This window comes from Streptomyces sp. NPDC090045 (genome assembly GCF_044747975.1).
Lineage (GTDB): Bacteria > Actinomycetota > Actinomycetes > Streptomycetales > Streptomycetaceae > Streptomyces.
This window is the reverse complement of the sequence record NZ_JBIVFA010000010.1, coordinates 279127-305973: the sequence shown is the minus strand read 5'-3', so window position 1 is coordinate 305973 and position 26847 is coordinate 279127. Positions and strand designations below refer to the sequence as shown.

Below are 26847 nucleotides of genomic sequence, written 5' to 3'. Positions count from 1 at the left end.
CAAGTTCGTTGCAGCTAGGCTCGGTTGAGCAGGCAGGATCGGTCTCGGCAGAAGGGGCCGTGGCGGAGATGGTCGACACGCAGGGCGAGGTGCACCGGATCGGTGAACTGATCCGCCGGGCTCGGGTCTTACAGGGCCGCTCACAAGCGGACGTGGCTGGCGAGCTGGGGTACCACCAGTCGAAGATCAGTCGGCTGGAGGGCGGACGCGGAACGGACGACATCCGGGTCCTGCACGACGTCGCCCGCATCCTGCGCATTCCTCCGGCCCGACTCGGTCTGGCGGAGGTCGCCCCGGAAGCCGATCCCCACGACCCGGAGACAGAAGAAATGCTGCGCCGCCGTACCCTCCTTGCCGCCAGCGTCACCGCACTCACAGCCTCGGTCGCGCCGACGGCTGCGCACCCCGCGCTCGTCCAGGCACTCCTGCCCGGGATGCAGGCGCCTCCGACGACGGAAGCGCCGGAGTCCGGGGAACTACGAAACCGGGCCACGGCCATCCGGCGCCTCTGGAGCACGTGCGACTACGCGGAGCTGGAGCGGACCCTTCCCGGCCTGATCGCCGATCTTCGCCACTGCATCGCCGACTCCCCGCAGGCCGAGGAGCTTCCTCGCTTCCTGGCCACGGCCTACCAGACCTCAGCCAGCCTCCTGCTCAAGCAGGGAGACCCCGGCACGGCGTGGCTCGCCGTCGGGCGCGCGATGGCCGAGGCCGAACGCTCGGGTGATCCGCTCGTCCTCGCCGCCAGCGTCCGCCTCCACGCGCACGTCCTCGTCCGCGAACAGCACGCCGGCCAGGCCGTCACACTGATCAAGCACACGGCTTCACAACTCGCCAGCGCGTACGACCGGCAGCCCCACCACCACCTCTCCGTGCTCGGGTTGCTGCTACTGCGCGGAGTCACGGCTGCCAGTAGGGCCGGGGACCGCGCTGCCACCGCAGAGTTCCTGGCCGAGGCCAAGGAGGTGGCGCAGTACGTCGCCCTGGACCACCCCGACGCCTGGGCCAACTTCAGCCCCACCAACGTGGCCCTCCACGAGGTCAGCGCGGCCGTGTCCTTCGGCGATGCGGGCGTCGCCATCGACATCGCCCGTCCGCTCATGCGCCGCCACATCCCGGTTCCCGAGCGCCGGGCCGCCCTCTGGGTGGAAGCCGCCCGTGCCTACGCGCAGCAGGGCCGCCTCGCCGACGGCTACCAGGCCCTGCGGATCGCGGAGACCTGCGCAGCCCAGGACGTCCGACGCCCAGCCGTCCGGGACCTGGTCGCCGACATGGCAGCCCGAGACCGTCGGCGTACGCTGCCAGAGCTCCACCACTTCAGCCGCCGACTGGGAGTACCCGCGTGACCGAGCCGCAGCGCAAGCCCTTCCTGTACGTCGTCGTCTGCGCGGCCGGGATCGCGGGCGACGTCGGCAAGCTGATCGACGCCGCGCACGAGCGGAGCTGGGACGTCGGGGTCGTCGCCACCCCGCAGGGGCTTCCCTTCCTCGACGTATCCGAGATCGAGGAGCGGACGGGTTACCCCGTTCGCTCCGCCTGGCGCGCGCCCGGCGACGCACGGTCCTTCCCGCCCGCCGATGCGGTCGCCGTAGCCCCGGCCACCTTCAACACGGTCAACAAGTGGGCGGCCGGCTTCGCGGACAACCTCGCCCTCGGCATCCTCTGCGAGGCTCCGGGCATGGGCATCCCCACCGCCGTCCTGCCCTACGTGAACACCGCCCTTGCGGCCCATCGCGCGTACCAGCGGAGCCTCGCAGAGCTGCGCGAGATGGGTGTTCTGGTCGGCAGCTACGAGCCTCACCGCCCGAAGTCCGGCGGCGGTGCCGACCGCTTCCGCTGGGAGGAAGCCGTTGACCTCCTGGCTCCGTTGCTGGCGGCAGGGGCCGCCCACCACTGATCCTGCGACTGCCAGTGGGTAAGGCCTGCCGGATTTGCACATTGGGAATGCCTGCGACCGGTGACCGGGAGGTACCCGGTCACCGGTCGCAGAGTGCTGTTCAGGCCCGTCAGTCTTCGTAGGGGAGGTATATGCCGCCATCCGGAGCGGCGATGGCGCACAGGCGCTCGTACTCGGCGCGGTCTTCCTCTGTCATGTGCGGGAGTACGTCCATGACCATGCGGGCTTCGGGGTGCCGAGCGAAGTACGAGAACAAGAGCTCGGTGAGGGCCCCCACGGCGGTGTCCTGCTCGAGGGCAGCCGCGGCGTTGCGGGCGCTCAGTGCTGCCACGGCTTCGAGTTCGGCGCGCGTGGCCTGGAAGGCGGTGACCTGTTCGGCCCGTGTGAAGGGGCGCCCGTCACTGTGGGACCAGGTGTTGGTGTCGGGTCGGAGCTTGAAGTCCGCGTCCAACAGCAGGGCGATGATTTCGATGCGCAGTTCGGTTTCGGGCATGCGGGGGTTCCTTACGGGACGGGGCCGGTGGTGATGTTTTCAATGCTCCGGAGAAACCCCGGTTTGGCTGACCGGGGATCGTCGGCTATGTAGGGGACGGCCACGTCCGGGCGTCAGCGGCGGCGGGAGGCGTTGTTCGCGACCTTCGGAGCCGGTTGTGTGGTCGCCGCGCGCCGGGGGAGCGATGCTGCGGGATCGGCAGGCAGGTGCGCGAGACGGCGGAGACGCCAGACGAGGACGTCGCTGACGGAGGTGGCGCTGTCCAGCTCCCGGTGCCGCGTGGCTTCTGCGAGGAGGCGGTCCGGGTTGTGGCCTGCGGCCCGGGTATCGGCGAGGGTGGCCGCCAGGGCGGGCCAGCCCGGCTCGGCCAGAACTTGTTCGGCGATCTCGGGCAGCGCCTGGCGTAGTACGGCTGCCTGTCGTCGCTGCAGTGACAGGGAGCGGCCCCGCTGGTGGAGCACGGACATCGGATGGGCGGCCGCGATCTCGTAGGCGGCGCGCAGGTGTTCGGCGGCTTGATGGGCGGCTTCGGCTTGCTGGGCGTGGTGCTTCTTGGCGTGCCAGTTCGCCGCCGTGGTGACGAGGAAGAACGCGGTGTCGATGAGCATGGCGGTGGTGGCGCCGTCCTCTCCGCTGCCGAGGGCTGGTCCGCTGTGGGTGAGGTCGTGCGCGGCCTGGCGCAGGGCGCGGTCGTGCCCGCGTACGGCGCGGACGTGGGAGCGCGAGGCCCGCTCGAACGCGAAGGCTGCATCCCGGAGTTCTCGGTGGGTGTGGGCGGCGGAGGTCCCGGCGAGCGCGTCGAGGACCTCGCCGGCAGCGGCGATCCGGGCTGCTGCCGTGCCGTCGTCGCCGTGCTCGATGAGCAGCAGCGCCTGCCAGGTCGCCGTGGTCGCGCGGCGGCGGGCGTACGCCGGGCCGGTCACCGGCGGGAGGGCGGGCTGCTCCTGTGAGATGACCTCGTCCGAGGAGGGTTCTGCCGGCAGGGTCCAGTTCGCGGATGCGGGGCAAGGAGAGGTCGGGGGCGAGCTTGGACCCCGAGTAGAAGACGGGCTCACCGTGCTTGTTTCGGTCGTCGGGCAGGGCCACGGTGTAGCCGAGGAGGTCCCCGGACGGCGCCACGCGCTGCTTTACGAGGACACCGGCATGGGTGAGGCGGCCGAAGAACTCCTCCTCGCTCCGGGCACCGGCCGCCGCGCGTCGGACGCTCTCGCGCAGTTCCTCCCTCGGGGTGCGTTCCCGCTGGTGGCGGGCGGCTTTGTGACGCTCGGCGCTGGTGGGGCGCTGGGCTGCGGTTCCGTCACCGGTGTTGAGGCGGCGCAGGCCGTAGTCGGCCTCGACGAGACGGGCTTCGGCCTGGGAGCGCTTGGCTTCGTTGTGGCGGCGGGGCCGGCGGCCGTCCTCGCGGACGGTGGTGGCGATGATGTGGACGTGGTCGTCGGCGTGGCGGACGGCTGCCCAGCGACAGGCGGCGGTGTCGCCCTCGGGGGCCATGCCGGTGGCGGCAACCATGCGGCGGGCGATGTCGCCCCACTGCTCGTCGCTGAGGACCGGGTCCTCGGGCGCGGCCCGTACGGACAGGTGCCACACGTGCTCGGTGGGGCGCCGTGACGTGGGCAGGGCTTCGACGGGCTGGTCGAGGAGCCTTTGCAGGTCCGCGTAAGTGGCTTTCGGGTTGCGTCCGGGGTCGGGGACGAGGCTGTCCCAGGCCGCCACGAGGTGCGGGTCGGTGTGTTCCTCGTGGGTGCCGGGGCCGAAGAGGTAGCGGATCAGGCCGATGGTGCGGGTGCCCATCTTGTGGACGCGGGGGATCATCCGGCGGGAGTCTCCGTCTCCAAGTAGCGCTGGGTGAAATCCTCCACGCGCTCGGCGGTCCGTTGGACGGCGTCGAGGACCGCCTTGGCGTGCGGGGCGTCGGCGCCGGAGTTCAGGACGGCGGCGACCTGGTTGAGGTTGTTTCCGATCTGGCCGAGGGCCCTGCGCAGCGCGAACAGCTCTCTGGCCATCTCCCGATGGGTGGCGATCTCGGCTTCGGTATGTTCGAGGTCGCGTGCGGCCTTCAGAGCGGCGTGGGCGAGGAAGCCGGCGATGCTCATGTGGCAGGCAGACGCGGCGTGGGTGAGGAGCTGGAATTCGTCGTCGTTCATGCGGCAGCTGGGCTGGTGCACGCGCTTCTTCTCGGCGAGTAGGCGTTCACGCTGGCGCGCGTGCGATGTCGTGGGGGTGGTGTGCGTGCAGCGGGGTGTGTGGCAGGTGTGTTGTCCCTCCGATTCGTGGTGCGATCCGGCCTTGGCCGCGTCCCGAAGGACCGGCACCCCCTGGTGCCGGTCTGCTCCCGCCACCCCTGGGGCGGGGGAGCCCAGAGCATTGCTCCCGACGGGAGCAGTGCTCTGGGTACAACTTGCTCCTCCTGAGGCTGGAAGCGAGGGCATGTGCTCGTCGTGGCTGGGACGGTCGTGCGGTGGGTTGTGCATGCGTGTCCTTGAAGAGGTAGAGGCTGGTCGTGTGAAGGGGCTGTTGAGCGGGGTCGACCGGTTGGGGACCGCTTGCTCGTGACGCGAGACGCTGCCGGTGCTGTCCGGGGACCGGGCGGGGACGGTCCCCGTTTCGGGGAGGCACTCGGTCCCCAGCGGCAGGGGCGTGGGGGACCGGTCCCGTCTCGGTCCCCGTAGTCGTGGGCGGGGGCGGTCCCCGAACCGCCGCAGGGTGGTCCCGGATGGTGGGGACCGTGGGGACGGTCCCCACTGAGTCGGGGGATGTCAGGTGGGGGTGACCTGCGGAAATAGAGTTGGGGACCGGTCCCCGTGGTGCCCGGCGCGCGCAGCGCAATCAGGGGACGATCCCCGATCGACTGCTGTCGGTCCCCTCCTGGGGGAGGCCGCTGTCAGGCGGGGACCGGGACCGGGTTGGGGACCGTGATGGGGACGGGACCGGGACCGGGGTGGGGACGGTCCCCGAACGGCTCGGGTCAGTGGTTCGGTCCCCACGATGACGGGGACCGACCCGGGTGGGGACCGTGGTGGTCAGGAGCCCGACGGCTGGGCGCGTCGGCGGTCCGGGCCGGTGAGGATGACGCGGGTGGTCATCTCTGCCAGGCGGGAGGCGACGCGGTCCCCGACTGCGTTGCGGAGTTCCGCGATCGGCAGGTTGGTGGTGATCAGGGTCGGGAGCATCTCGGTGTAGCGGCGGTTGATCAGCCGGTACGTCAGCTCCTCCGTCCACTCGGACTGCTTGGCCGCGCCGAGGTCGTCCAGTATCAGCAGCGGGCACCGGCCGAGCTCTTGGATCTCCCGCTCGGAGTCGTGGTTGGGCCGGGGCCGGAGCTGGGCGTAGAGGTCGGCGGAGGTGACCGCCTGCCAGCGCAGGCGGACTCCGGCGGCCAGCAGCGAGCGGACGGCTCCGTACGCCTGGTGGGTCTTGCCGATGCCGGTGGGCCCGGCGATCAGCAGCGAGGGGCCGTAGGCGATGCCCCAGGTCCCGGCCGGTCCGTTCCGTCCGGCGTGGGTGACCGCCTCCACCCAGCCCAGGACTTCGGGTTGGGTGGCGAGCGCTTCGCGGTAGCGGGGCGGGATGCGACGGTCGGCGAGTTCCAGGGCGGTCACCGGCTCCACCGTGGGCCCGGCGGGGGCGGCGTCGGGGTCGATGCCCTTGGCGGCGAGGATCGCCTGCATACGGGCTGCCAGGGCGCCGGCACGCTGGGGTTCGCGGGTCGCGGTGGTCACAGCTGGCCTCCGTAAGCGGCTTCGGCGTCAGCGGGGTTGGTGTACGGCTGAGGGGCCCGGCGGGCGCCAGCAGCGGCCTGCGGCGGGTTCATGGCCTCGTTGACCAGGCTGGGCAGCAGGCTCGGGTAGAGGCTCTTGAGGCGCATGCGGTCGACCCCGGCGCGGATGTGGTCCGGGTCGATGCCTTCGTGCAGCAGCTTGCTGATCTCCCGGCCGACGTGGCCCAGGACTCTCTCCGGAGGGCGCTTACCGCACGCGGCGGCGTACTCGGCGACCAGTTGCTGGGCCGTTGCGGTCTGGGCTGTGGCGGGGACGCTCGCGCCTCCCAACGGAGATCCTAGATCCATGATCCTAGGTCCTAGATCCGGACCCTGAGGGCTCGGCGCAGGCTCCCGCACCTCTCCCTGATGCCGCTCGGAGGGCTCAGTGAACCCGTCCTGACCTGCGAATACGGGGATCATCGAAGCGGCATGAGGTGTGGGTGCGAGCTCCGGGGCGGGTGCCTGATGGTGCATGGACGCCTCACGGAGCCCTCCCTGCGCCAGCGGTGAAGTCAGGGGTACCCGGCCGCCGTCGTGGTAGGGGCAGTTCGGGTGCCGGACACCGCTGGGGCGGTTGACCTTCTGGTGCTTGGAGAAGGTCACGATGTGCAGGTATCGCTTGCCGTCCTCGCCCTCGTACCGGCAGATGAGTTCATTGCCGGCGAGCTGGGTGAGGTCGTCCTCGACCTCGATCGGGCCGTGTTCGGGGCGCAGGGACCACAAGAGGCCTGCGATGACGGCGGACTGGTCACGGAACCGGCCGTGGTCGTCGGCCTGGGTGAGCAGGCCGAAGAACGTCCGCTCCGCGGTGATGCTGACGGCGGCCAGCGATTCGGAGCTGAAGGCTTCCGGCTTGATGGTGCGGATGCGTGCCACGCCTATCGCCCCGCCTTCGTCTGCTGCTGGGACGGCGACGCCGGGGTGGGCGCGGGTGTGCGGACGGCTGCTTCGGCCGTACTGTGGGGCATAGACGTTCCTCAGATCCGTTCAGGAGTGGACGGTTTGGACAAGGGGCTCCCATCGGCTCTCGGCGCTGCAACGCCGGGAGCCGATTCCTTTGTCAGGGGTGCTTGGCCAAGACAGCCACACCCAGCCCGCGCAAGTCCAGTGAATCCGCACTCGAAAAGCGTCAGAGCGCATCGCTGATCGCGAACGTCTTCACAGTAAGGGCGAATCCCCGGTTGGCCAAAAAGTCGACGGCGTAGGGAGAGCGGCGAAGATCGCACCCCGAAAGCCATTGACCGGGGTAGGTGAGGCGATCTATGTTTCCGCCGCCCGGAGCCACTGATGGTGTGCGTACCTCTGTGATCCGAGATGGGTCGTAGTTCTGCAATGGCTGCCTATGCGGGAATCGCCAGTTCGTTCTCCGCGAAACCGGCCCCAAAGTCCCATGTCTGGGCTTCCGCGATTACGTGAACCCGGGAACCCGAGCTACAACAGACGCATGCCCCGAAGAGCTACGGAAATCGGTCCCGCCGGAGAACGGACCGCCCACGCCATCGAGCGGCTGCGCACCTCGCGCGGATTCGCCCAGCGTGAGCTCGCTGCCCGTGTCACCGAGCTCGGCCATCCCATGACCAACACCATGCTGTCCCGCATCGAACGCACCCGCCGGCGCTGCGACGTGGATGACCTCGTCGCCATTGCGGCCGCCCTCGGTGTCTCCCCACTCGCCCTGCTCTAGCCCGCGACGTAGGGGTCCGGGCGGGTGCGCGGTGACGTCGCCCCGGCTTATACCCGACGATCCCCGGTCAGTCAAACCGGGGATTCTCCAGACCATAGAAGTAGTCCGCTCCACCTGCCTGACAGCAAGCGGGGGCGGACTCGTCATGCCCGATGTCCGTCGCCACAGGTTGTCGACGGAAGACCCCGAAGGTTTCGATACGTGCGAAGTGCTGCTCGTGACAGTGAATTGCTGGCGAATGTCCGTATGTCTCCCCGTGTGTCGCCGCTGGGGAGGGGTTTTCTGAACGTGCGTGAAGCCGCCGAATACCTGGGGCTGTCGCCCGCCACCCTTTACGTGTGGCGGCATCGCCGCCAAGGTCCGCCAAGTTTTCGAATGGGGCGGAGTGGACGTGTGATGTACCGGATCGAAGCTCTTGACGAGTGGATCCGGGAACAGGAGCAAGCGGACTCCCGCAGTAACACTTCCCTAAATCCGGTGAATGCCGCCCCGCAGTGCCGCGCCGGGTACTCGGCCACGGCCTGACCGATCTACCCGGCCTTACCGCCCGCCCTACGCCCAACCCTTACCCCGAGGAATTCTTTGGCTGGCTATATCGAAGACCGTTGGATCAAAAAGAAGAAGGATCCCGTCACAGGGAAGCGCGAGCGTACGACCCGTTACGGCAAGGGGTCTCGGTATCGTGTCGCTGGAATCCCGGGCGTCCGGGACATGTCGTTCGACGTGCTGGAGGACGCCAAGGGGTGGCTCCGGCGGTCTGGCACCGACAGCGAACGGGGCGAGTTCGTCGACCCGCGCGACGGCTCCATCACCTTGACGGACTTCGTCACGCGCCACTGGCGCGCCGGCGTTCGCGGCGCGCCCGGCACGGTCAAGCGAGTTGACGAGCGTGTACGACTCCACATCCTTCCGCACCTCGGTGCGGTGGCGCTGCGCGACGTATCAGCGACCGTCCTGCGCGGCTACATAGCCACGCTCGAAGGCGAGTGCTCTCCGCGGTACGCCCGGCAGATCCTCACCTCGCTGTCGAACATCTTCGAGACCGCGATCGACGACAAGCGCCTGGTCCGCAACCCGATGCGGGCCAAGACGGTGCGTTGGCCGAAGGCCCCCGACGAGGATCGTGACGCGTGGCCGCTGGTAACGGCGCAGCGGGTGCGGGACGTGATCAATCCCCGCTACCGGATCGCGGTCGTCGTCGCGCTGGGGTGTGGGCTGCGTCAGGGAGAGGTGTTCGGGCTGTCGCCGAGGGACATCGACTTCGAACGCGGTGTCATCCGAGTGCGCAGGCAGGTGCAACTCCTCTCAGGGCGCCTCTACTTCGCCCTGCCCAAGGGTGGCAAGACGCGCATCGTCGACATGCCCCGTTCGGTGGCTGCGGAACTGGCCGCGTACTTCCTCGACCATCCGGCGGTCGACGTCGAGCTCCCCTGGGGCGGACCGGAGCCCGACCGGGAGAAGCAGAGCTTCCCGCTCATCCTCACCACGACGTACGGGAACGCCATCCGCGCCAACATCTTCAACGACGAGGCGTGGAAGCCAGCCCTCGCAGCGGCCGGGGTCATTCCCGTGCGGGAGAAGGGTGCACGGTGGAAGGCCTCCCGCAAGGACGGCTTCCACGTGCTCCGGCACACTTACGCCTCGGTCCTCCTCGAAGCGGGCGAGTCCATCGTGACGCTCGCCCGGTGGCTCGGTCACTCAAGTCCGACCATCACCCTCGACCACTACGCCCACTTCATGCCGGAGGCTGGCGGCAAGGGCCGCGCGGCCATCGACGCACTGCTCGGCACGGTGCCCGAGTACGTACCTGACGGGTTGGTCGTGTCGTGAATAACGGTTGGCACTGCAGATGCTGTGCCAGATGTCGGGCAGGAGGCGGTGTGCGGTGGCCTGGTGAACGACAGACTTGGCCGAAGGCTCACACGGCACTGTCCATCTTGGTGGCGGCTGTTCGCACCTGCCGGTGGTGGTCCTGCTGCAGCTGCACAAGGAGGGGGTGGTTGCAGGGGAGGCTCTGAGCGATGTTGACCCGCACGCGCCAGTCCGTGTCACCCGCTAGGAGCTCCCTGCACAGTTCGAGTGTGGCCTCGTCCCCCTGTCGGCTTCTGGCAGCAAAACATCGGGCCCAAGCTTGCTGGTGGACGGCAAGGGTTGTCAGGGGCGGTAGATGGGCCGGGTCGAGATGGCCGAGTGCTCGTGCGATTAGACGGGCCTCGCCGTCTGTGGCATGAGATAGCTGCTTCAGGGCGATGACGGCGATGGCTGACGCTGTCGCTTCACTCGAAGCGCCCAGACGGGCAGCCGTGACGAGGGCTTGCGGACGGATCATGGGTGGGCTCATGAGGAAGCGGAAGCGGTCCAGTGGATGGTCTGGGAGGTTCTCGTCGGCAGGTACTGGCAGTTCCCCTCGCGCCGCTGCCAGAGCCAGTTCGGCGTAGGGGCGCCGCTGCTGAATGGGCAGCACCTCGGCGGCGTAGCCCAGCGCGGTGATCGCGGCGCACTGATCGTCGCGATCACGAGGTGCTGTGATCTGTTCTGCGAGGGATTCGATCCGCGGCGCGATCTGCTCCACCGGCAGGAGCCGTGCACCGATCGCGATGAGGTCTGTCCCGCTGAGATTGCTGTCGCCGGCTCCGCCTTGCTGCAGCCAGTCGGCAACCGCCTGTCGACAGATGCCGGGCTCAGCGTCCGCGAGGAGGAGGAGCCGGACAGCACCTACCTTGCCGTCCATTGCGGCGGCCGTGCACTCCTTCGAGATCACCGATGCATGCTTGATGAAGAGGTCCTGGGCATGTCGTAGAACCTCATCGAGAAGGTAGTCGCTAGTCAGAGCGGCCCGCGCCAGGTCTTGCGCGGCCCCGGGGCCGAGAATTTCGTGGACGCCAGCCAGCGCGGCGAGGGCCCGGATCCGTGCCCTCGCGGTGTCCGCAGTGGTTCGCTCGATCACCCCCGGACTGCCAGCGGCCCGGCGAGCCTGTTCGGGTGTGGTGAGCACCGCGAGTGCCCTGATGATGCCCCAGGCGGACTCGGTCGGAGGGGTAACGGCCCTGGTTCGGGGAGTGGGTTTTTCTACCTCTCTGATTGCCTCTTCGATCCAGACTTCGGCGGTACTGTCGGTCAGGATGTCGGCCATCCGACCGGCGAGGGCGAAGGCACAGGTGCGCTCCCACACTGGCCGGTCACGAAGGTCTGCGGGCGGGGCCCAGGCAAGCGCTTCGGGAGGAAGAGCAGGAAAGAAGGTGCGCACCTGCTTGGCCGCGTTCGCGATGCCGGAGTTGATCAGGTGGTTCATCGCCTGAACCGTCTCGCCGACAGCCGTGTACAGGCGGGCCAGGAGTTCTTCCGCTTCCCGCTCGTGGGCCCAACTGCCCAGGGCGAACGCGCGGCGCCGATACTGCAGCTGGTCTTGGCGCGCGTCCTGGTGCTTCCCGCGGAGGAGCGTGGCCATCGCTGGATCACGGTGGTTCGATGCCACAGGCATGATGCTGTTGCCACCGGCCTGCCGCAGGACTCGTTGGAAGGTATGCGCGTCGATGGCTTTGAGGTAGTCCTGAGAGCTAGTGGCGTGACGGCTGATCACGAGTCGCTGGGCTGCGAGCCACTCTTCCGCGTCACCGTGGGTGCCGGCAGTGAGAGAGTGTTCAATAGCGTCGTAGTAGCCGTCCACGGCCCCTTCGGCGTCACCGCCGATGACTAGGAATCGGGCACGGCGGGCGGCAAGCAGAGCGCGCACGGCCATTCGGTAGTCGTGCCGCGCGGCTCGGTGCAGTTTCCGCCACGTGCTTCCCGAGGGATCCGCGTCCGCAAGGCTCGCTCGCAGTCGGGCCGTGTCCAGATGGCCGGCTGTCCCGGCGACGATGATCGCTTCGAGCAGGCCCAGCCGCTTCGTAAGTAGATCCGGCCTGCGTGCCGCCATTGCGTGTTCGGTGAACAGAGCCGCCGCGAGCTGCACACTGGGGTCGTCCGGGGACTGAACGTCGAGATACCCGGCGACGTCGTCGAGTGACACGGCGTGTTCGAACTCGTACTCGGCGAGACAGCCGAGGGTGTTGATGCTGCGGATCAGTGCGTCGTCCCCTTCGACCTGCTGCTCAGAAAGCGCGGTGATGGTGCGCCGGGCCTCGAAGGCGAGGCCGTCTGATAGGTCGCGCGCCATATTCTGCAGATCGATACGAAGAGCGGCATCGTGCTCGCCAGCATCATGAAGAGCGGCTGCTTGCCGTGCCCGCATCCAGCTCGCGAATGGGGCGTAGAGCGTCTGCTCGAGCTGCTCTGCAATGTATGCGTACACTTCCGCAGCCCGGCCCGGCTCGTCCTCGCGGGCCTGGTCCCCCTCAGCGAGGTACTCGGAAAGCCCCAGATGTGCCACCGGGCCTCGCAGCAAGGCCTCGACGTCCACCTGCTGCCACTCCAGCACGGCAGGAGCCGGCTCCTCCGGCGTGGGGGGCGGGCAGAACACCTGGGTCGTTGCCGCCCCGAAGAAGGCGGTCACGATCTCCGGGTGCGGCCGCAGCTCATCGGACAGACGCTTCCTATTCCACAGTTCGAGTTGGAGATCCAGGTGTCTTTGCCGCAGCTCCATGAGGCGATCCTGGATCTCCGTGCGACTTGCATCGTGAGTGGTGACCACGACGAAACGGGTGGCCCCCAAAGGCCGCTTGCCTGCGACGAAGCGGTCGACCGCCCTCTCGAGGTCCTCGCACGTGAAGGTCTTCAGCCTCTTGGCCTGGAACACAGCGACTTCCGTGCCGGTCACGCCCGCGACATCGATGCCGTGCTGGTTCTGGCCCCGCTCGCCGTAGATCCACGTCTCCTCCCACCCCTCCACCTTCCGAACGAGCCACGCGATCAGATACTCCACGCTCTCCCAATCGAGATCGTGCGTGTTGAGCAGGTGGGGTGACGACACCACCAGCGGGGGTGCAGTCAACGCGGGGCGGCGGAACAGGGCGTGTTCCGAGCCCATCTGGCACCACGCCTGACGGTCTGTGGTCCTCTCGGCAGTCATGAAGGCAACTTAGGGGGAGGGTCGGACACCCGTCCCCCGAACGGGCAGGACGAGGACCTGTCGCCAAGACCGGCGGTCTCCCATCCACGATGAGGCCCGCACCACAAGGGCATCGCCAAAGCGGCCTCAGACGCTGACCGACGGATTACCGCACTCTCTGTGACGGGCTGCGCCGGTATGGCAGGGCTAGTCGGCCGGGTGAGCGGGTCCGGAGTGGCTGGTCTGGGGCCGATGGCATGCTCCCCCCCAGCGCCGCGCATTCTCCCCAGATTCTCCCCAGGCCCCCGGATCAACCTCTCGGATGCGTTCGCTATAGCGAATTTGGCCAGGGGTTCTTACCGACTCTCTACAGCCAGTCGCGCTTTTTGAAGATGACGTACAGACTTACACAGACCACTGCCATCAGCAGGATTGCGAAGGGGTAGCCGCCCGCCCACTTTAGTTCTGGCATGTCTTCGAAGTTCATGCCGTAGATCGTTCCCACCAACGTGGGTGCAAACAAAATGGCGGCCCACGAAGAGATCTTCTTGATCTCCTCGTTCTGTTCGAAGCCGGCTTCGGCGAGGGCGCGCATTTCGGCGTTTTGCTGTTGGGAGACCAGGGTGGCGTTGACCGTCAGGATTTCCGTGAGGGCCTGGCGGAAGCCGTCCACGCGTTCGCTCGTGTGCGTGACGTGGTCGGCGACGTCGCGGAGGTAGCGCTGGAGTTCCTCGTCCGTGCCGTACTTCGCGAAGCCGGCCATCAGGTTGTGGAGCATGCCGACCAGGGGGCGGGTGGCGCGTTGGAACTCGACCATTTCGCGGGAGAGTTCGTAGATGCGGCGGGAGACCGCCGGGTCGCCGCGGAAGACCTCCGTCTCGATCTCGTCGATGTCGGTCTGGACGCCCTCGACGACGGGGGCGTAGCCGTCGACCACCGCGTCGAGGATGGCGTACAGGGCGGCTTCCGGGCCGAGCGAGAGGAGGTCCGGGTTCTCCTCCATGCGGCGGCGGACGGAGGAGAGGTCCGGGGCGCCGCCGTGGCGGACCGTGATCAGGAAGTCCGGGCCGACGAAGATGTGGAGCTCGCTGAAGTCGACCTCCTCCTGGACGTCGAGGTAGCGGGCGGCGCGCAGGACGACGAAGAGGGTGTCGCCGTAACGCTCCAGCTTGGGGCGCTGGTGAGCCTCCAGGGCGTCCTCGACGGCGAGTTCGTGAAGGTTGAACTCGGCGGCCAGGGAGTGGAGTTCGGGTTCCGTGGGCCGGTGGAGGCCGATCCAGGCCATCCCGTCGGGCTCCTCGCGCAGCTTCCGGAAGGTCTCGGCCAGGGTGGTGGGGGAGGCGACCCGGCGGCCGTCGCGGTAGACGGCCGAGTCGATCACACTGCGGTGGTTCGGGGGAGTGGGGGTCTGCGGTGCGGGCTGCGGTGCGGCCGGCGGGCCCGCCGGGGGTGCGGCGGCCGGGGTGGCGGCGCGGCGCCAGGGCGGGCGCTTCCCGCCGGGTGGCGGCGAGGGGCGGCGGTCTGGGCGCTCCGACATCGCAGGTCAGCTCTCGTGACGGGTGTTCATTGCGGGCAAGGGGCAGGGTATCGGGGGAAAACGGCGGCACGGGGTGAGGGGGGCCGGTTCGAGGTGGGTTTCGGCCCGGAGTTGCGAACAGGAGTTGCAGCCTGGAGTTGCGGACAGAGAGCGTCCGCAAGGGGGGTTAGTTTGTTGTCATGGCCTCCACGACGACGCATCCCGTACTCGGCACCCGCGCCCTGAACCGTGCCACGCTCGCCCGCCAGCTGCTGCTCAGCCGCGCCGAGATGTCCGCGGAGGGCGCCGTCACCCACCTGCTCGGACTGCAGGCCCAGAACGTCAAGCCGCCCTACTTCCAGCTCCACGCCCGCCTCACCGGCTTCCGGCCCGCCGAACTGGCCGGGCTCATGGAGTCCCGCGAGGTGGTCCGGATGGTCACCATGCGGTCGACGATCCACACGCACACCGCCCACGACGCCCTGACGCTGAGGCCCCTCGTCCAGCCCGCCCGCGACCGGGAGGTCAACTACTTCCGCAAGGGGCTCGTGGGAGTGGACCTGGACCGGCTGGCGGAACGGGCCCGCGGCTTCGTCGAGAGCGCGCCGCGCACCATGGGCGAGATCCGCGAGGAGCTGCTCCGCGAGTGGCCCGACGCCGACCCGCAGTCCCTGTCCGTCGCCGCGCGCTGCCGGCTGCCGCTGGTCCAGGTCACCCCGCGCGGCGTGTGGGGGAGCAGTGGGCAGGTCCGGCTCACCACCGCCGAGAACTGGCTCGGCCGGCCCGCCGGGGAGGCGCAGCCCGTCGACGACGTCGTACTGCGCTACCTCGCCGCCTTCGGGCCCGCCTCCGTCAAGGACATGCAGATCTGGGCCGGACTGACCCGGCTGCGCGAGGCCTTTGAGCGGCTGCGGCCCGGCCTCGCCGTCTTCCGGGACGAGAACGGCGTCGAGCTCTTCGACCTCCCCGACGCGCCCCGCCCCGACCCGGAGACCCCGGCGCCGCCCCGCTTCCTCCCGGAGTTCGACAACCTCCTCCTCTCGCACGCCGACCGCACCCGCGTGGTCGCCCCCGAGACCAAGGGCCGCACCTGGACCGGGAACCAGGCCCACTGCACCCTGCTGGTCGACGGGTTCGTCGCCGGGCTGTGGAAGCTGGAGGGGACGGTGCTCACCGTCGAGCTGTTCGGCCGGGTCTCGAAGGCGCAGGAGGAAGAGATCGTCGCCGAAGGGGAGCGGGTGATCGCCGATATGGGGGAGGGCGGAGTGCGAGGCGGCGCCGGGGCATCCGTGCGGTTCGGGGCGACGCGCCACGCGTGAAACCCGGTAACCGGGTAACCGGGTAACCGGGTAACCGGGTAACCGGGCTCAGTGCAAAAGGAGTTGTACGGTTCGTGCGCCGGCCGCATGATCCCGGGATGGACGACATGCCGACACGGATCCCGGACTCCCTGCCCGCCCTGCGCGCCGCGGCGCGCAGGGCCGGCTTCACCCGTTCCTGCGAGGAGCGCACCGGCAGCCTGCTGGCCCTCCTCGCGGCCACCCGCCCCGGCGGCCGCATCCTCGAACTCGGCACGGGCGTGGGCGCAGGAACCGCCTGGCTCCTCAGCGGGATGGACGCAGCCTCCCGGCTGGTCACCGTCGAACTGGACGAGGCCGTGCAGAAGGTCGCCCGCGAGCAGTTCCGTTCCGATCCGCGGGTGGCCTTCGTGGCGGCGGACGGCGGCGCGTGGCTGGAGGAGTACGACGGGGAAGGGTTCGACCTGGTCTTCGCGGACACCTGGCCCGGCAAGTTCACCCACCTGGAACGGACCCTGGCGCTCGTGGCCCCCGGCGGGACCTACCTGATCGACGACCTCGTCCCGCAGCCCGGCTGGCCGGAGGGGCACGGCACCGCGGTCCGGCGCCTGCTGACCGAGCTCGAAGAGCGGGCGGACTTCCGTACCGTCCGCATGGCCTGGGCGAGCGGCCTCCTCATGGCCGTGCGCACGGCGCCAGCCGCCAGGTGGTGATCCGGTCGGCTCATGTGTGCGTTCCGGCCATCGCCTGGTCGGCCGTCAACTCCCGCCGGGCGTCGCACTGGTGGTCCGTGCAGCGGACGCGGCACGATACCTGCCATGACGACCGAAAGTACGCAGAACAGCGCCACCGCCCAGTTCCTCGCCGCGCGGGACTTCCTGCTGGAGCGCCGCGGTGACTACGAGGCCGCCCACACCGGATTCACCTGGCCCCGCCCCCGCCGCTTCAACTGGGCCCTGGACTGGTTCGACCACATCGCCGCCGGGAACGGCGCCGACGCCCTGCGCATCGTCGAGGAGGACGGCACCAGCGAGGCGCTCACCTTCGCCGAGCTGGCCGCCCGCTCCGGCGCGGCCGCCAACTGGCTGCGCGAGCAGGGCGTCGCGCCGGGCGACCGGATCCTCGTCATGCTCGGCAACCAGCGCGAGCTGTGGGAGGTCATGCTCGGCGCGATGAAGCTGCGCGCCGTCGTCATCCCCGCCACCCCCCTGCTCGGCCCGGCCGATCTGCGCGACCGGGTCGAGCGCGGCCTCGTACGCCACGTGATCGCGCGCGCCGAGGACACGGCCAAGTTCGACGAGGTACCGGGCGGCTACACCCGGATCGCCGCCGGGCGGCAGATCCCGGCGGGCTGGCGCCGGCTCGCGGACATGGGGAGCGCGGACACCGCCTTCACCCCCGGAGCGGAGACCCTCGCCACCGACCCGCTGATGCTGTACTTCACCTCCGGCACCACCGACCGCCCCAAGCTCGTCGAGCACACGCACGCCTCGTACCCCATCGGGCACCTCTCCACCATGTACTGGCTCGGCCTGCGCCCCGGCGACGTGCACCTCAACATCGCCTCGCCCGGCTGGGCCAAGCACGCCTGGTCCAACCTCTTCGCCCCCTGGAACGCCGGCGCCACCGTCTTCGTCCACAACTACACCCGCTTCGACCCGGAGCGGCTGATGGCCGAGATGGACCGGCACGGCGTGACCACCTTCTGCGCCCCGCCCACCGTGTGGCGGATGCTGATCCAGTCCGACCTCACCAAGCTGGCCACACCCCCGCGCGAGGCCGTCGCCGCAGGCGAGCCGCTCAACCCGGAGGTCATCGAGAAGGTCCGCGAGGCCTGGGGCGTCACCATCCGCGACGGCTTCGGCCAGACCGAGACCACCCTCCAGGTCGGCAACTTCCCCGGGGTGCCCGTCAAGCCCGGCTCCATGGGCCGCCCGGCGCCCGGATACGAGATCGTCCTGGTGGACCCCGTCACCGGAAAGGAGTCCCCGGACGAGGGGGAAATCTGTGTGAACCTGCGGGCCCGGCCCGCCGGCGTGACGACCGGCTACCGCGACGACCCGGAGCGCACCGCCGAGGCCATGGCGGACGGGCTCTACCGCACCGGCGACATCGCCGCGCGCGACGCCGACGGGTACCTCACCTATGTCGGGCGCTCCGACGACGTCTTCAAGGCCTCCGACTACAAGATCAGCCCGTTCGAGCTGGAGAGCGCCCTGCTGGAGCACGAGGCGGTCGCCGAGGCCGCCGTCGTACCGGCCCCCGACGCGCTGCGGCTGGCGGTCCCGAAGGCGTACGTCACGCTCGCGGGCGGCTGGGAGCCCGGGCCGGAGACGGCCCGGGTGCTGTTCGAGCACTCCCGCGCGGTGCTGTCCCCGTACAAGCGGATCCGCCGCATCGAGTTCGGCGAGCTCCCGAAGACCGTGTCCGGCAAGATCCGCCGGGTCGAGCTGCGGGAGCTCACCGCGGCCGGCTCGACGGGGGAGTACGACGAGGCCGACCTGGGCTGAGCCGCGCTGGTACGGGCAGCCGCGCGGCCCGCGCAGCGGCCCGCACGGGAATCCGACCGCGTGCCGGAATCCGACCCCGTACGGGAACCCGACCCCGTGCCGGAACCCGACCCCGTACTGGAACCTGCGGGCGAGGAGGCCTTACGCCGGGAGGTGCGCCTCGATCGCGGCGACGACCTCCGGGGCCTCGGGCTCGGTACGCGGGCGGAAGCGCGCGACGACCTCGCCGGCGGGGGAGATCAGGAACTTCTCGAAGTTCCACTGGATGTCCCCCGCCTCGCCGTCCGCGTCCGGGGTGTTCACCAGCTCCTGGTACAGCGGGTGCCGGTTCTCGCCGTTGACCTCGGACTTCTCCAGGATCGGGAAGGTGACGCCGAAACCGGCCGCGCAGAACGTCTGGATGTCCTCGGCGTTGCCGGGCTCCTGCTCGCCGAACTGGTTGCAGGGCACGCCGATGACCGTGAAGCCCTTCTCCTCGTACTTGAACTGCAGACGGGCCAGCCCCGAGTACTGCGGGGTGAGCCCGCACTGGGAGGCGGTGTTCACCAGGAGGATCGCCTTGCCCTTGTACGCCGCCAGGCTCGTGGGCTCGTCGGACAGGGTGGTCAGCGGGATGTCGTACAGGCTCATCGGGCTCTCCTCGGCAGGAAGGGCGGCGGCCGGCGGCAAGCGGCCGCCAGGCGGTAAGGAACTGGGCACGTAACGCCTACGAGCTTAAGCGCCCCTCCTGCGGATCACGCCGACCCCTAGGCGCCCGATCCGACCAGCTCGTCCGCCGGGTCGTTGACCGGCTGCGGCATGCCGGTGAGGTCCATGACGAACAGCGGTATCCCGAGATCGTCCGCGCGGGTGCGGGCGTCCTCCGTGTACCCGGCGAGGGCGAAGTAGACGCTGGTCGCGGAAGCTGTGAGTCCGTTCAGCCAGACGCACTCCACCGCCCGCAGCCCGGCCGGTGCGGTGGTCGGGTCCACTTGGGCGACCAGCCCCGGTGCCCGGAGGTCCACGGCCGCCGAGGGGATCGGGCGCGCGTCGGGCTGCCGTACGTCCTGGAAACCGAGCCAGCGCAGGTACAGCGCGGCCGTGGCCACCGCGTCGCGAGCCGTACGGATGGTCACCGGCCGGAAGGCCGGCCGCGGCAGCGGCGTGTGCGCAGGCAGTCCGGCGGCAGGCGGCCCGGCGGCAGGACGGTCGGCGGACCCCCTGCCGTCGGGATCGGCCCCGGGCCCCGCGTCGCGCGGATCCGGCCGGGGGCCGGACCGGCCGCGGTCGTCAGGGCCGGGCCGCCCCGTGCCCGCGCCAGGCCCCGTACCCGCGGCCGGCCGCGTACCGGGCCCCGCGCCGTCCCTCCGTACCCCGCCGCCGGCCTGCCCCGGCCCGGGCTCGTCGTGCACACCGGTCCCGTCCCCGGAGTCCGGCACGGGCCGCTCCATCGGGTGCACCGGGATCCGCACCACCGTCCCGCACGAGCCGCATCCCAGCTCGGGCTGCGGCCACTCGCTCTCCCGCCCGCAGGCCGTGCACCGCACCGCCACCCAGCTGTCCGACCAGGTGCGATGGGTCAGCGGCACCGGCGGCGCGGCCAGGTCCAGCGGGGGATGCACCGGGCTTCCGCAGGCGCAGGGGAAGACCGGCGCGGTGTAGCCGTTGTCGCGCAGGCACGCCGGGCAGCGCACCGGTACCGCTTCCGCCATGAGACCTGGACCCCCTCCGTCGCTGTGCGTAGGTCCATGCTCCACCACCGGCGACCGCCGGGGCGAGGGCGCACGCCATTTCCGGGGGATTCGGGTCGCCTCATCGGTCATTTGTACAACTCACCGAGCAAGACGCGGCTTTTGGTGGGTTCCGGGGTCCCCTACCGCCTTGACGTCGACGAAGGCGCCGCTTAGCTTGTTCCGTATAGCAGAACAAAACTTCCGGATTACGGAAAAGCCTGACCGCCAGACCCGCAGGAGAACCTGATGCCTCGTATGACAGCCGCCGCCGCTGCAGTTGAGATCCTCAAGCTCGAGGGTGTCGAACAAGCGTTCGGCGTGCCCGGTGCTGCGATCAACCCGTTCTACCGCGAGCTCAAGAACGTGGGCGGTATCGCTCACACGCTGGCCCGCCACGTCGAGGGCGCCTCGCACATGGCCGAGGGCTACACGCGGGCCAAGGCGGGCAACATCGGTGTCTGCATCGGTACCTCGGGCCCGGCCGGCACCGACATGATCACCGGCCTGTACTCCGCGATCGCGGACTCGATCCCGATCCTGTGCATCACCGGTCAGGCTCCGGTCTCGAAGCTCCACAAGGAGGACTTCCAGGCCGTCGACATCGCCTCGATCGCCAAGCCCGTCACCAAGAAGGCCACGACCGTCCTGGAGGCCGCGCAGGTCCCCGGCGTGTTCCAGGAGGCCTTCCACCTGATGCGCTCCGGCCGTCCGGGCCCGGTCCTGATCGACCTCCCGATCGACGTCCAGCTGACCGAGATCGAGTTCGACCCGGCCACCTACGCGCCGCTGCCGGTCTACAAGCCGCAGGCCACCCGCGCCCAGGCCGCCAAGGCCCTGCAGTTCCTGCTGGAGTCGGAGCGCCCGCTGATCGTCGCCGGTGGCGGCATCATCAACGCCGACGCCTCCGACCTGCTGGTCGAGTTCGCCGAGCTCGTCAACGTCCCGGTCATCTCCACCCTGATGGGCTGGGGCACCATCCCGGACGACCACGAGCTGGCCGCCGGCATGGTCGGTGTGCAGACCGCCCACCGCTACGGCAACGCGACGTTCCTGGAGTCGGACTTCGTCTTCGGCATCGGCAACCGCTGGGCCAACCGTCACACCGGCTACAACCTCGAGGCGTACACCAAGGGCCGCAAGTTCGTCCACGTCGACATCGAGCCGACCCAGCTCGGCAAGATCTTCGCCCCGGACTTCGGCATCGCCTCCGACGCCAAGGCCGCGCTGGAGCTCTTCATCGAGATCGCCAAGGAGCTCAAGGCCGAGGGCAAGCTGCCCGACTTCTCCGCCTGGGCCGCCTCGGCGCAGGAGCGCAAGGCCACCCTGCAGCGCCGTACGCACTTCGACAACATCCCCCTGAAGCCGCAGCGCGTCTACGAGGAGATGAACAAGGCCTTCGGCCCCGAGACCCGCTACGTCACCACCATCGGTCTCTCCCAGATCGCCGCCGCGCAGTTCCTGCACGTCTACCGGCCGCGCAACTGGATCAACTGCGGCCAGGCGGGCCCGCTCGGCTGGACCATTCCGGCCGCCATCGGTGCCGCCACCGCGGAGCCGGAGACCCCGATCGTCGCGCTCTCGGGCGACTACGACTTCCAGTTCATGATCGAGGAGCTGGCGGTCGCCGCCCAGCACAAGGTCCCCTACGTCCACGTCCTCGTGAACAACGCCTACCTCGGTCTGATCCGTCAGGCGCAGGGCGGCCTGGGCATCAACTTCGAGGTCAACCTCGAGTTCGAGAACATCAACACCCCCGAGCTGGGCGTCTACGGCGTCGACCACGTCAAGGTCGCCGAGGGCCTGGGCGTCAAGGCCATCCGCGTCACCGACCCGGACAAGCTGGGCGAGGCCTTCGAGGAGGCCAAGAAGCTGGCCCAGGAGTTCCAGGTCCCGGTCGTCGTCGAGGCGATCCTGGAGCGCATCACCAACATCGCGATGAGCAAGACGGTCGACATGAGCGACGTCACCGAGTTCGAAGAGCTCGCGACCGAGCCGGGCCACGCCCCGACCGCGATCAAGGCCCTCCAGGTCTGATCGGCGACCCGCGCAGTACCCGGCGACCCCCGCCCCTCCGTCAGGAGGAGCGGGGGTCGTTCCGCGTCCCAGGGGCGTGCCGGGGGCCGGGGGCCGACCGCTACGCGGGGACGGGGCCGAGCTCCGCGTCCACCGCGCCGGTCAGCAGCTCGCGGGCCCGTTCCAGGGACAGGGAGCCGCTCAGCCAGCGCTCGCTGAGGCCCTCCACCAGGGCGGTGAGCCGCTCGGCGGCGTCCAGCGGCGTGACGCGCAGATCGGCGAGGCCGGCCGCCTGGGCGTCCGAGATGGCCTCCGCGGTGTCCTGGGACCAGGAGCGGGTGGACTCGGCCAGGGTCGCGCGCAGGTCGGCGTCGAAGATGGCGCTGGCCCGCAGCTCGCCCCAGGCGGTGCTGTTCTCGCGGACCCGGGGAGTGTCCTGGAGCTCGCTCAGCAGCAGCTGCAGCAGGACGGCGCGGGCGTCCTCGGTGTCCTTGAGGGCCTCGTCGGTGTAGCCGGTGGCGCGGTCGCTGATGAAGGCGAGGGTGCGCTGGACCAGGCCGGCACGGTCCTTGAAGTGGTAGTAGATCAGCGCGGTGGAGACCCCCGCCTCGGCCGCCAGTTCCTCGACGCGCAGTCCTCTGACGCCGTTGCGCGCGATGACGCGTACGGCTGCTTCCAAGATCAACGCCTGGCGATCGGCCACTCTCGCTCGCACCTTCCGGTCGGAAACCCTTGACTGACCTTTCAGTCAGGTCCCACGATAGCTTCAACCCGACACCCTGACTCGATTTTCAGTCTCTTCGATCCTGACTGAAAATTCAGTCAATGATTTCGTTGTCCCGTCCCGCCCCGCACCGAAGGAGCACCCCGATGAGTCCGCAGACTCCGCGCCGTCCGCGCATGCCCGCCGAGTGGGCCCCGCACGAGGCCTGTCTGATGGTCTGGCCGACCCGCGCCGCCCTGTGGGGGCCGGCCTTCGAGGCGGCCAAGCGCGAGTACGCGGCCGTGGCCCGCGCCATCGCCGGCTTCGAGCCCGTGATCATGATCGCCGCGCCCGGCCTGGCCGACGAGGCCCGCGCCGCGTGCGGCGGATCCGCCGCGAGCGACGCCGACGGCGGCCACGGCATCGAGGTCGTCGAACTGCCGGCCGACGACTCCTGGCTGCGCGACTCCGGCCCGATCTTCGCCTACGACGAGCACGGCGACCGGGTCGGCGTCGACTTCCGCTTCAACGCCTGGGGGGAGAAGCACTACCCCTGGACCGCCGACGACAAGCTCGCCTCGCTCCTCCTGGACCGGCTCCGCACCCCCCGCGTCCACTCCTCCATGATCCTCGAAGGCGGTGCCATCACCGTCGACGGCGAGGGCACCCTCATCACCACCGAGCAGTGCCTGCTGCACACCAACCGCAACCCGCGCATGAGCCGCGCCGACATCGAGGACGAGCTGAAGCGCCGCCTCGGCGTCGAGAAGGTCATCTGGCTGCCCTACGGCGGCCTGGAGGACACCGAGACCGACGGCCACGTGGACGGGGTCGCCGCCTACGTCGCCCCCGCCAAGGTGGTCGTCTCCCTCCCCGAGGACCCCGCCCACCCCGACTACGCCCGGATGCGCGCCAACCTCGCCGTCCTGGAGGCCTCCACCGACGCCCGCGGCCGCGCCCTGGAGATCGTCGCCCTCCCGCAGACCACCCACGGGGAGGTCGAGGGCACCCCCGTCGAGGTGGGCTACCTCAACTTCTACCTCCCCAACGGCGGCTGCGTGGTCCCCGTCGGCGGGGGCCCGGAGGACGAGGCGGCCCTCGCCGTCCTCGCCTCCGCACTCCCCGGCCGCAAGGTGGTCGGCGTACCGACTCCGGTCCTCGCGTACGGCGGCGGCGGCATCCACTGCATCACCCAGCAACTCCCCACGGAGCGCAAGGACCTGACGGCATGAGCTACGCACTCCTCACCTCCTACGGCTCCCCGCTCGGCTCCCCGGCCCGCACCGAGCCCGCCGAGCGCGTCCCCCTGCGCGTCGGCCTCGTCCAGATGCGCTGGTACGCCGACGAGAACGAGCACGACGACCGGCTCCGCGAGGGCGTGGCCCTGGCCGCCGCCGAGGGAGCCACCGTGGTCTGCCTCCCCGAGCTCACCCGCAGCCCGTACTTCTGCACCACCGACGACCCGATGGCGCACGGCGCCGCCCGCCACCTCGAAGACGTGGAGGACGGCCCGACCGTCCACCTGGCCGCCGAGCTCGCCACCGGCCTCGGCATCACCGTGCACGCCTCGCTCTACGAACGCGCCGAGGACGGCGGCCTCGGGTACAACACCGCCGTCTGCGTGGGCGCCGACGGCAAGCTGATCGCCCGGACCCGCAAGAACCACATCCCCGCCTTCCCCGGCTACCGCGAGGACCTCTGCTTCCGCCCCGGCGACAGCGGCTTCCCGGTCGTCTCGCACCAGGGCGCCCGCTTCGGCTTCCCCACCTGCTGGGACGAGTGGTTCCCCGAACTCGCCCGCGCCTACGCCCTGAACGGCGCCGAGATCCTCGTCCACCCCACCGCCATCGGCTCCGAGGTGGGCCTGCCGGACTTCGACACCCGGCCGATGTGGGAACACGCCATCAGCGCCAACGGCCTCGCCAACGCGCTCTTCATGATCGTGCCCAACCGCACCGGAACCGAGGGCCGCTCGGCCTTCTACGGCTCCTCCTTCATCTCCGACCCCTACGGCCGGGTCATGCTGCGCGCACCCCGCGACCGGCCCGCCGTCCTCGTCGCCGACCTCGACCTCGACCAGCGCCGCGACTGGCTGGAGTTCGGCCTGCTGCAGACCCGCCGCCCCGAGCTCTACGGCCGGCTCACCGAGCCCCTCGCGCAGCACCGGAAGTAGCCGGGAGGCCGTACGACCGCACGGCGACAGGCCCACAGGGCCGGAAGGCGGGAACGGCAAAGCGCCGAGTCACGGGACCGTCCGTGACTCGGCGCTCTGGTTTGTTACCGCCCGACGGTACGAGGCTGGCGCGACAGGACGTTCGCACCGCCGGGCGGGGTATAGGGGGGAGGTGGGTTCCTCCGCGTGCAGGGGGCTCTGTGCGTAGCCCCTGTACGCAGAGGATTGGCTGGGACCGTGGCGGTCGGCGACGAGAACTCCGGCTTCGTCTCCCTCAGGTCAAGAGACGGGCCTCGGAACCCATTACCACCGCACTGGCTCGCACGCCCGCCACGGTCCTCGTCCTGCCCTCGCCGCGTACCACCCCTCATCCGGGTCCACGGGTCGGGCTCAGCACCCGGGGCCTGACCTCCCGTCAGGCCCCCGGTACAGCTGTGCGGCTCAGGCGTCGCGCAGGGCGCGCACGGCCTCCTCGACGCGACGGCCGTAGTCGGCGTCGGCGGCGTGGAAGTGAGCCAGGTTCTTCTCGATGACGTCCTCGAGGGTGACCTGAGACAGGCCGCCGGCGATGTTCGCCACCAGACGCTGCTTCTCGGCCTCCGACATCAGGCGGTAGAGCTCGCCGGCCTGGAAGAAGTCGTCGTCCTTGGTGTGGGCCGGGGCCTCGTGGGTGCCCGTGTAGCCGGAGACGGCCTTCGGGGCGCCCAGCGCCAGACCGGTCTCGGCCGGACCCTGGTACGAGTTGGGCTCGTAGTTCTTGTCGTGGCGCGAGCCGTTGCGCAGCGCCATGACACCGTCGCGGCCGTAGTTGTCGGCCTTCGTCGCCTTCGGGGCGTTGACCGGAAGCACGGTGTGGTTCACACCGAGGCGGTAGCGCTGGGCGTCGGCGTACGCGAAGAGGCGGCCCTGGAGCATCTTGTCCGGCGAGGCGGTGATGCCCGGGACGAAGTTGTTCGGGGAGAAGGCGGACTGCTCGACCTCGGCGAAGACGTTGTCCGGGTTGCGGTCGAGGACCAGGCGGCCCACGCGCTGCAGCGGGTAGTCGCTGTGCGGCCACACCTTGGTGAGGTCGAACGGGTTGAAGCGGTAGTCCGCGGCCTCGGCGGCGGGCATGATCTGCACGTACAGGGTCCACGAGGGGTTCACACCGCGCTCGATGGCCTGGAGCAGGTCGGTCTGGTGCGAGTTCGCGTCCTTGCCGACGAGCTCGGCGGCCTGCTCGCCCGACAGGCAGCGGATGCCCTGGTTCGTCTTGAAGTGGTACTTGACGAAGAAGGCCTCGCCCGACTCGTTGGTCCACTGGTACGTGTGGGAGCCGTAGCCGTTCATGTGGCGGTAGGACGCCGGGATGCCGCGGTCACCCATCAGCCAGGTGATCTGGTGCGTCGCCTCGGGGGCGTGCGCCCAGAAGTCCCAGACGTTGTCCGGCTCCTGCTTGCCCGTGAAGGGGTCGCGCTTCTGGGAGTGGATGAAGTCGGGGAACTTGATCGGGTCCTTGATGAAGAACACCGGGGTGTTGTTGCCGACGAGGTCGTAGTTGCCCTCTTCGGTGTAGAACTTGAGCGCGAAGCCGCGCGGGTCGCGGACCGCGTCCGCGCCGCCCAGCGAGTCGGCGACGGTGGAGAACCGCAGGAAGGTCTCGGTCTTCTTGCCGACCGTGTTCAGGAACGCCGCGCTGGTGTACGCGGTGACGTCGTCGGTCACCTCGAAGTAGCCGTACGCCGCCGAGCCGCGGGCGTGCACCACGCGCTCCGGGATGCGCTCGCGGTTGAAGCGGGCGAGCTTCTCCAGGAGCTGCTGGTCCTGGACCAGGAGCGGGCCACCGACGCCGGCGGTGGCGGAGTTCTGATTGTCGGCGACCGGGGCGCCGGACTCGGTCGTCAGCGTGCGCTTCGACATGGTGACCTTCCGTACGGGGTAACTGCTGACGGAAAGCGTCTTCCGTCATGCGGAACAGCCTAATTTCGGCGAGAACTAAACGTCAACAGTTTGTTGAACGAAGTTGAAGAGAGGTGATCCGGACGGCACCGGCGCTTGGGCGCGACAGGACAGGTGTCAGCGCCGGCGCCATCCGGAGACTCGGGCCCCCGTCAGGGGGAGG

The 26847-nt window shown here is 69.8% G+C and carries 21 protein-coding genes and 1 pseudogene; 11 read left to right on the top strand and 11 right to left on the bottom strand.

The features are described 5' to 3' along the window. Positions 1–68 precede the first annotated feature (68 nt). Both ACIPYQ_RS26405 and ACIPYQ_RS26400 read left to right on the top strand, forming a co-directional pair. Positions 69–1346 carry a helix-turn-helix domain-containing protein gene (locus ACIPYQ_RS26405; protein ID WP_401255695.1) on the top strand — a complete coding sequence of 426 codons (1278 nt, stop codon included), beginning with the start codon at positions 69–71 and terminating at the stop codon, positions 1344–1346. Next, the gene (locus ACIPYQ_RS26400) at positions 1343–1897 is read left to right on the top strand and encodes a flavoprotein (RefSeq protein WP_389565820.1); all 555 of its coding nucleotides are present in this window, start codon (positions 1343–1345) and stop codon (positions 1895–1897) included. The genes ACIPYQ_RS26405 and ACIPYQ_RS26400 overlap by 4 nt, the downstream gene beginning before the upstream one ends. Positions 1898–2006: 109 nt before the next feature. Here ACIPYQ_RS26400 and ACIPYQ_RS26395 read toward each other — a convergent pair whose 3' ends face one another. From ACIPYQ_RS26395 to ACIPYQ_RS26375, 5 genes and pseudogenes are all read right to left on the bottom strand, one after another. Then, complete coding sequence (locus ACIPYQ_RS26395; RefSeq protein WP_389565817.1) at positions 2007–2390, bottom strand: hypothetical protein; 384 nt, start codon at positions 2388–2390, stop codon at positions 2007–2009. A 113-nt stretch (positions 2391–2503) separates the two neighbouring features. Further along, positions 2504–4202, bottom strand: a pseudogene (locus ACIPYQ_RS26390) (relaxase/mobilization nuclease domain-containing protein). After that, positions 4199–4555 carry a plasmid mobilization protein gene (locus ACIPYQ_RS26385; RefSeq protein ID WP_401255690.1) on the bottom strand — a complete coding sequence of 119 codons (357 nt, stop codon included), beginning with the start codon at positions 4553–4555 and terminating at the stop codon, positions 4199–4201. Before ACIPYQ_RS26385 ends, ACIPYQ_RS26390 begins: the two are co-directional and overlap by 4 nt. An 855-nt stretch (positions 4556–5410) precedes the next feature. Continuing rightward, positions 5411–6109 carry an ATP-binding protein gene (locus ACIPYQ_RS26380; RefSeq protein WP_401255687.1) on the bottom strand — a complete coding sequence of 233 codons (699 nt, stop codon included), beginning with the start codon at positions 6107–6109 and terminating at the stop codon, positions 5411–5413. Then, a complete protein-coding gene (locus ACIPYQ_RS26375) occupies positions 6106–7026 on the bottom strand; it encodes a hypothetical protein (RefSeq protein WP_401255684.1) in 921 nt (306 codons plus the stop codon). Before ACIPYQ_RS26375 ends, ACIPYQ_RS26380 begins: the two co-directional genes overlap by 4 nt. A 568-nt stretch (positions 7027–7594) precedes the next feature. On the opposite strand from ACIPYQ_RS26375, the gene ACIPYQ_RS26370 reads away from it, so the two are divergent. The 3 genes from ACIPYQ_RS26370 (at position 7595) to ACIPYQ_RS26360 (ending at position 9664) form a co-directional block, all read left to right on the top strand. Beyond that, a complete protein-coding gene (locus tag ACIPYQ_RS26370; protein WP_242707646.1) occupies positions 7595–7834 on the top strand; it encodes a helix-turn-helix domain-containing protein in 240 nt (79 codons plus the stop codon). Positions 7835–8080: 246 nt separating this feature from the next. After that, entirely contained in the window at positions 8081–8359 is a 279-nt protein-coding gene (locus ACIPYQ_RS26365; protein WP_401255790.1) for a helix-turn-helix transcriptional regulator, read from the top strand. A 57-nt stretch (positions 8360–8416) separates the two neighbouring features. Then, positions 8417–9664: a tyrosine-type recombinase/integrase gene (locus ACIPYQ_RS26360; protein WP_401255681.1), complete on the top strand. Its 1248-nt coding sequence runs from the start codon at positions 8417–8419 to the stop codon at positions 9662–9664. An 88-nt stretch (positions 9665–9752) separates the two neighbouring features. On the opposite strand, the gene ACIPYQ_RS26355 is transcribed toward ACIPYQ_RS26360, so the two are convergent. Then, the gene (locus tag ACIPYQ_RS26355) at positions 9753–12842 is read right to left on the bottom strand and encodes a hypothetical protein (protein WP_401255678.1); all 3090 of its coding nucleotides are present in this window, start codon (positions 12840–12842) and stop codon (positions 9753–9755) included. 346 nt (positions 12843–13188) lie between these two features. Continuing rightward, positions 13189–14358 carry a magnesium and cobalt transport protein CorA gene (locus ACIPYQ_RS26350; protein ID WP_401255675.1) on the bottom strand — a complete coding sequence of 390 codons (1170 nt, stop codon included), beginning with the start codon at positions 14356–14358 and terminating at the stop codon, positions 13189–13191. 179 nt (positions 14359–14537) lie between these two features. Between ACIPYQ_RS26350 and ACIPYQ_RS26345 the strand changes: the two genes are divergently transcribed. The 3 genes from ACIPYQ_RS26345 to ACIPYQ_RS26335 all read left to right on the top strand — a co-directional run bounded on the left by ACIPYQ_RS26345 (position 14538) and on the right by ACIPYQ_RS26335 (position 18145). Then, the gene (locus ACIPYQ_RS26345; protein WP_401255673.1) at positions 14538–15656 is read left to right on the top strand and encodes a winged helix DNA-binding domain-containing protein; all 1119 of its coding nucleotides are present in this window, start codon (positions 14538–14540) and stop codon (positions 15654–15656) included. 98 nt (positions 15657–15754) lie between these two features. Then, positions 15755–16348, top strand: coding sequence for an O-methyltransferase (locus tag ACIPYQ_RS26340; RefSeq protein ID WP_401255670.1), 594 nt, complete (start codon positions 15755–15757; stop codon positions 16346–16348). A 105-nt stretch (positions 16349–16453) separates the two neighbouring features. Beyond that, a complete protein-coding gene (locus ACIPYQ_RS26335; RefSeq protein WP_401255667.1) occupies positions 16454–18145 on the top strand; it encodes an AMP-binding protein in 1692 nt (563 codons plus the stop codon). Positions 18146–18286: 141 nt separating this feature from the next. Here the strand turns inward: ACIPYQ_RS26335 and ACIPYQ_RS26330 are convergent, their stop codons facing one another. Next, the gene (locus ACIPYQ_RS26330; RefSeq protein WP_401255665.1) at positions 18287–18775 is read right to left on the bottom strand and encodes a glutathione peroxidase; all 489 of its coding nucleotides are present in this window, start codon (positions 18773–18775) and stop codon (positions 18287–18289) included. A 116-nt stretch (positions 18776–18891) separates the two neighbouring features. Next, entirely contained in the window at positions 18892–19836 is a 945-nt protein-coding gene (locus ACIPYQ_RS26325; RefSeq protein ID WP_401255663.1) for a hypothetical protein, read from the bottom strand. 267 nt (positions 19837–20103) lie between these two features. Between ACIPYQ_RS26325 and gcl the strand changes: the two genes are divergently transcribed. Then, positions 20104–21891: a glyoxylate carboligase gene (gene gcl, locus ACIPYQ_RS26320; protein ID WP_361769781.1), complete on the top strand. Its 1788-nt coding sequence runs from the start codon at positions 20104–20106 to the stop codon at positions 21889–21891. A 100-nt stretch (positions 21892–21991) separates the two neighbouring features. On the opposite strand, the gene ACIPYQ_RS26315 is transcribed toward gcl, so the two are convergent. Then, positions 21992–22573, bottom strand: coding sequence for a TetR/AcrR family transcriptional regulator (locus ACIPYQ_RS26315; RefSeq protein WP_401255660.1), 582 nt, complete (start codon positions 22571–22573; stop codon positions 21992–21994). 167 nt (positions 22574–22740) lie between these two features. Here ACIPYQ_RS26315 and ACIPYQ_RS26310 point away from each other — a divergent pair, with 167 nt between their 5' ends. Further along, positions 22741–23805, top strand: coding sequence for an agmatine/peptidylarginine deiminase (locus ACIPYQ_RS26310; protein ID WP_401255657.1), 1065 nt, complete (start codon positions 22741–22743; stop codon positions 23803–23805). Next, positions 23802–24746 (top strand): nitrilase-related carbon-nitrogen hydrolase, encoded by a 945-nt coding sequence (locus ACIPYQ_RS26305; protein ID WP_401255654.1) that lies wholly within the window; start codon positions 23802–23804, stop codon positions 24744–24746. The genes ACIPYQ_RS26310 and ACIPYQ_RS26305 overlap by 4 nt, the downstream gene beginning before the upstream one ends. A 441-nt stretch (positions 24747–25187) precedes the next feature. Here the strand turns inward: ACIPYQ_RS26305 and ACIPYQ_RS26300 are convergent, their stop codons facing one another. After that, the gene (locus ACIPYQ_RS26300) at positions 25188–26645 is read right to left on the bottom strand and encodes a catalase (protein WP_401255651.1); all 1458 of its coding nucleotides are present in this window, start codon (positions 26643–26645) and stop codon (positions 25188–25190) included. Between the last annotated feature and the right edge of the window lie 202 nt (positions 26646–26847).

Bases quoted from the DNA above. Each gene is read 5' to 3' on its own strand.
- ACIPYQ_RS26335 (WP_401255667.1), top strand. From the start codon at position 16,454: ATGACGACCGAAAGTACGCAGAACAGCGCCACCGCCCAGTTCCTCGCC.
- ACIPYQ_RS26305 (WP_401255654.1), top strand. From the start codon at position 23,802: ATGAGCTACGCACTCCTCACCTCCTACGGCTCCCCGCTCGGCTCCCCG.
- ACIPYQ_RS26395 (WP_389565817.1), bottom strand. From the start codon at position 2,390: ATGCCCGAAACCGAACTGCGCATCGAAATCATCGCCCTGCTGTTGGAC.
- ACIPYQ_RS26350 (WP_401255675.1), bottom strand. From the start codon at position 14,358: ATGTCGGAGCGCCCAGACCGCCGCCCCTCGCCGCCACCCGGCGGGAAG.
- ACIPYQ_RS26405 (WP_401255695.1), top strand. From the start codon at position 69: ATGGTCGACACGCAGGGCGAGGTGCACCGGATCGGTGAACTGATCCGC.
- ACIPYQ_RS26310 (WP_401255657.1), top strand. From the start codon at position 22,741: ATGAGTCCGCAGACTCCGCGCCGTCCGCGCATGCCCGCCGAGTGGGCC.
- ACIPYQ_RS26300 (WP_401255651.1), bottom strand. From the start codon at position 26,645: ATGTCGAAGCGCACGCTGACGACCGAGTCCGGCGCCCCGGTCGCCGAC.
- ACIPYQ_RS26355 (WP_401255678.1), bottom strand. From the start codon at position 12,842: ATGACTGCCGAGAGGACCACAGACCGTCAGGCGTGGTGCCAGATGGGC.
- ACIPYQ_RS26345 (WP_401255673.1), top strand. From the start codon at position 14,538: ATGGCCTCCACGACGACGCATCCCGTACTCGGCACCCGCGCCCTGAAC.
- ACIPYQ_RS26340 (WP_401255670.1), top strand. From the start codon at position 15,755: ATGGACGACATGCCGACACGGATCCCGGACTCCCTGCCCGCCCTGCGC.
- gcl (WP_361769781.1), top strand. From the start codon at position 20,104: ATGCCTCGTATGACAGCCGCCGCCGCTGCAGTTGAGATCCTCAAGCTC.
- ACIPYQ_RS26330 (WP_401255665.1), bottom strand. From the start codon at position 18,775: ATGAGCCTGTACGACATCCCGCTGACCACCCTGTCCGACGAGCCCACG.
- ACIPYQ_RS26370 (WP_242707646.1), top strand. From the start codon at position 7,595: ATGCCCCGAAGAGCTACGGAAATCGGTCCCGCCGGAGAACGGACCGCC.
- ACIPYQ_RS26365 (WP_401255790.1), top strand. From the start codon at position 8,081: ATGTCTCCCCGTGTGTCGCCGCTGGGGAGGGGTTTTCTGAACGTGCGT.
- ACIPYQ_RS26325 (WP_401255663.1), bottom strand. From the start codon at position 19,836: ATGGCGGAAGCGGTACCGGTGCGCTGCCCGGCGTGCCTGCGCGACAAC.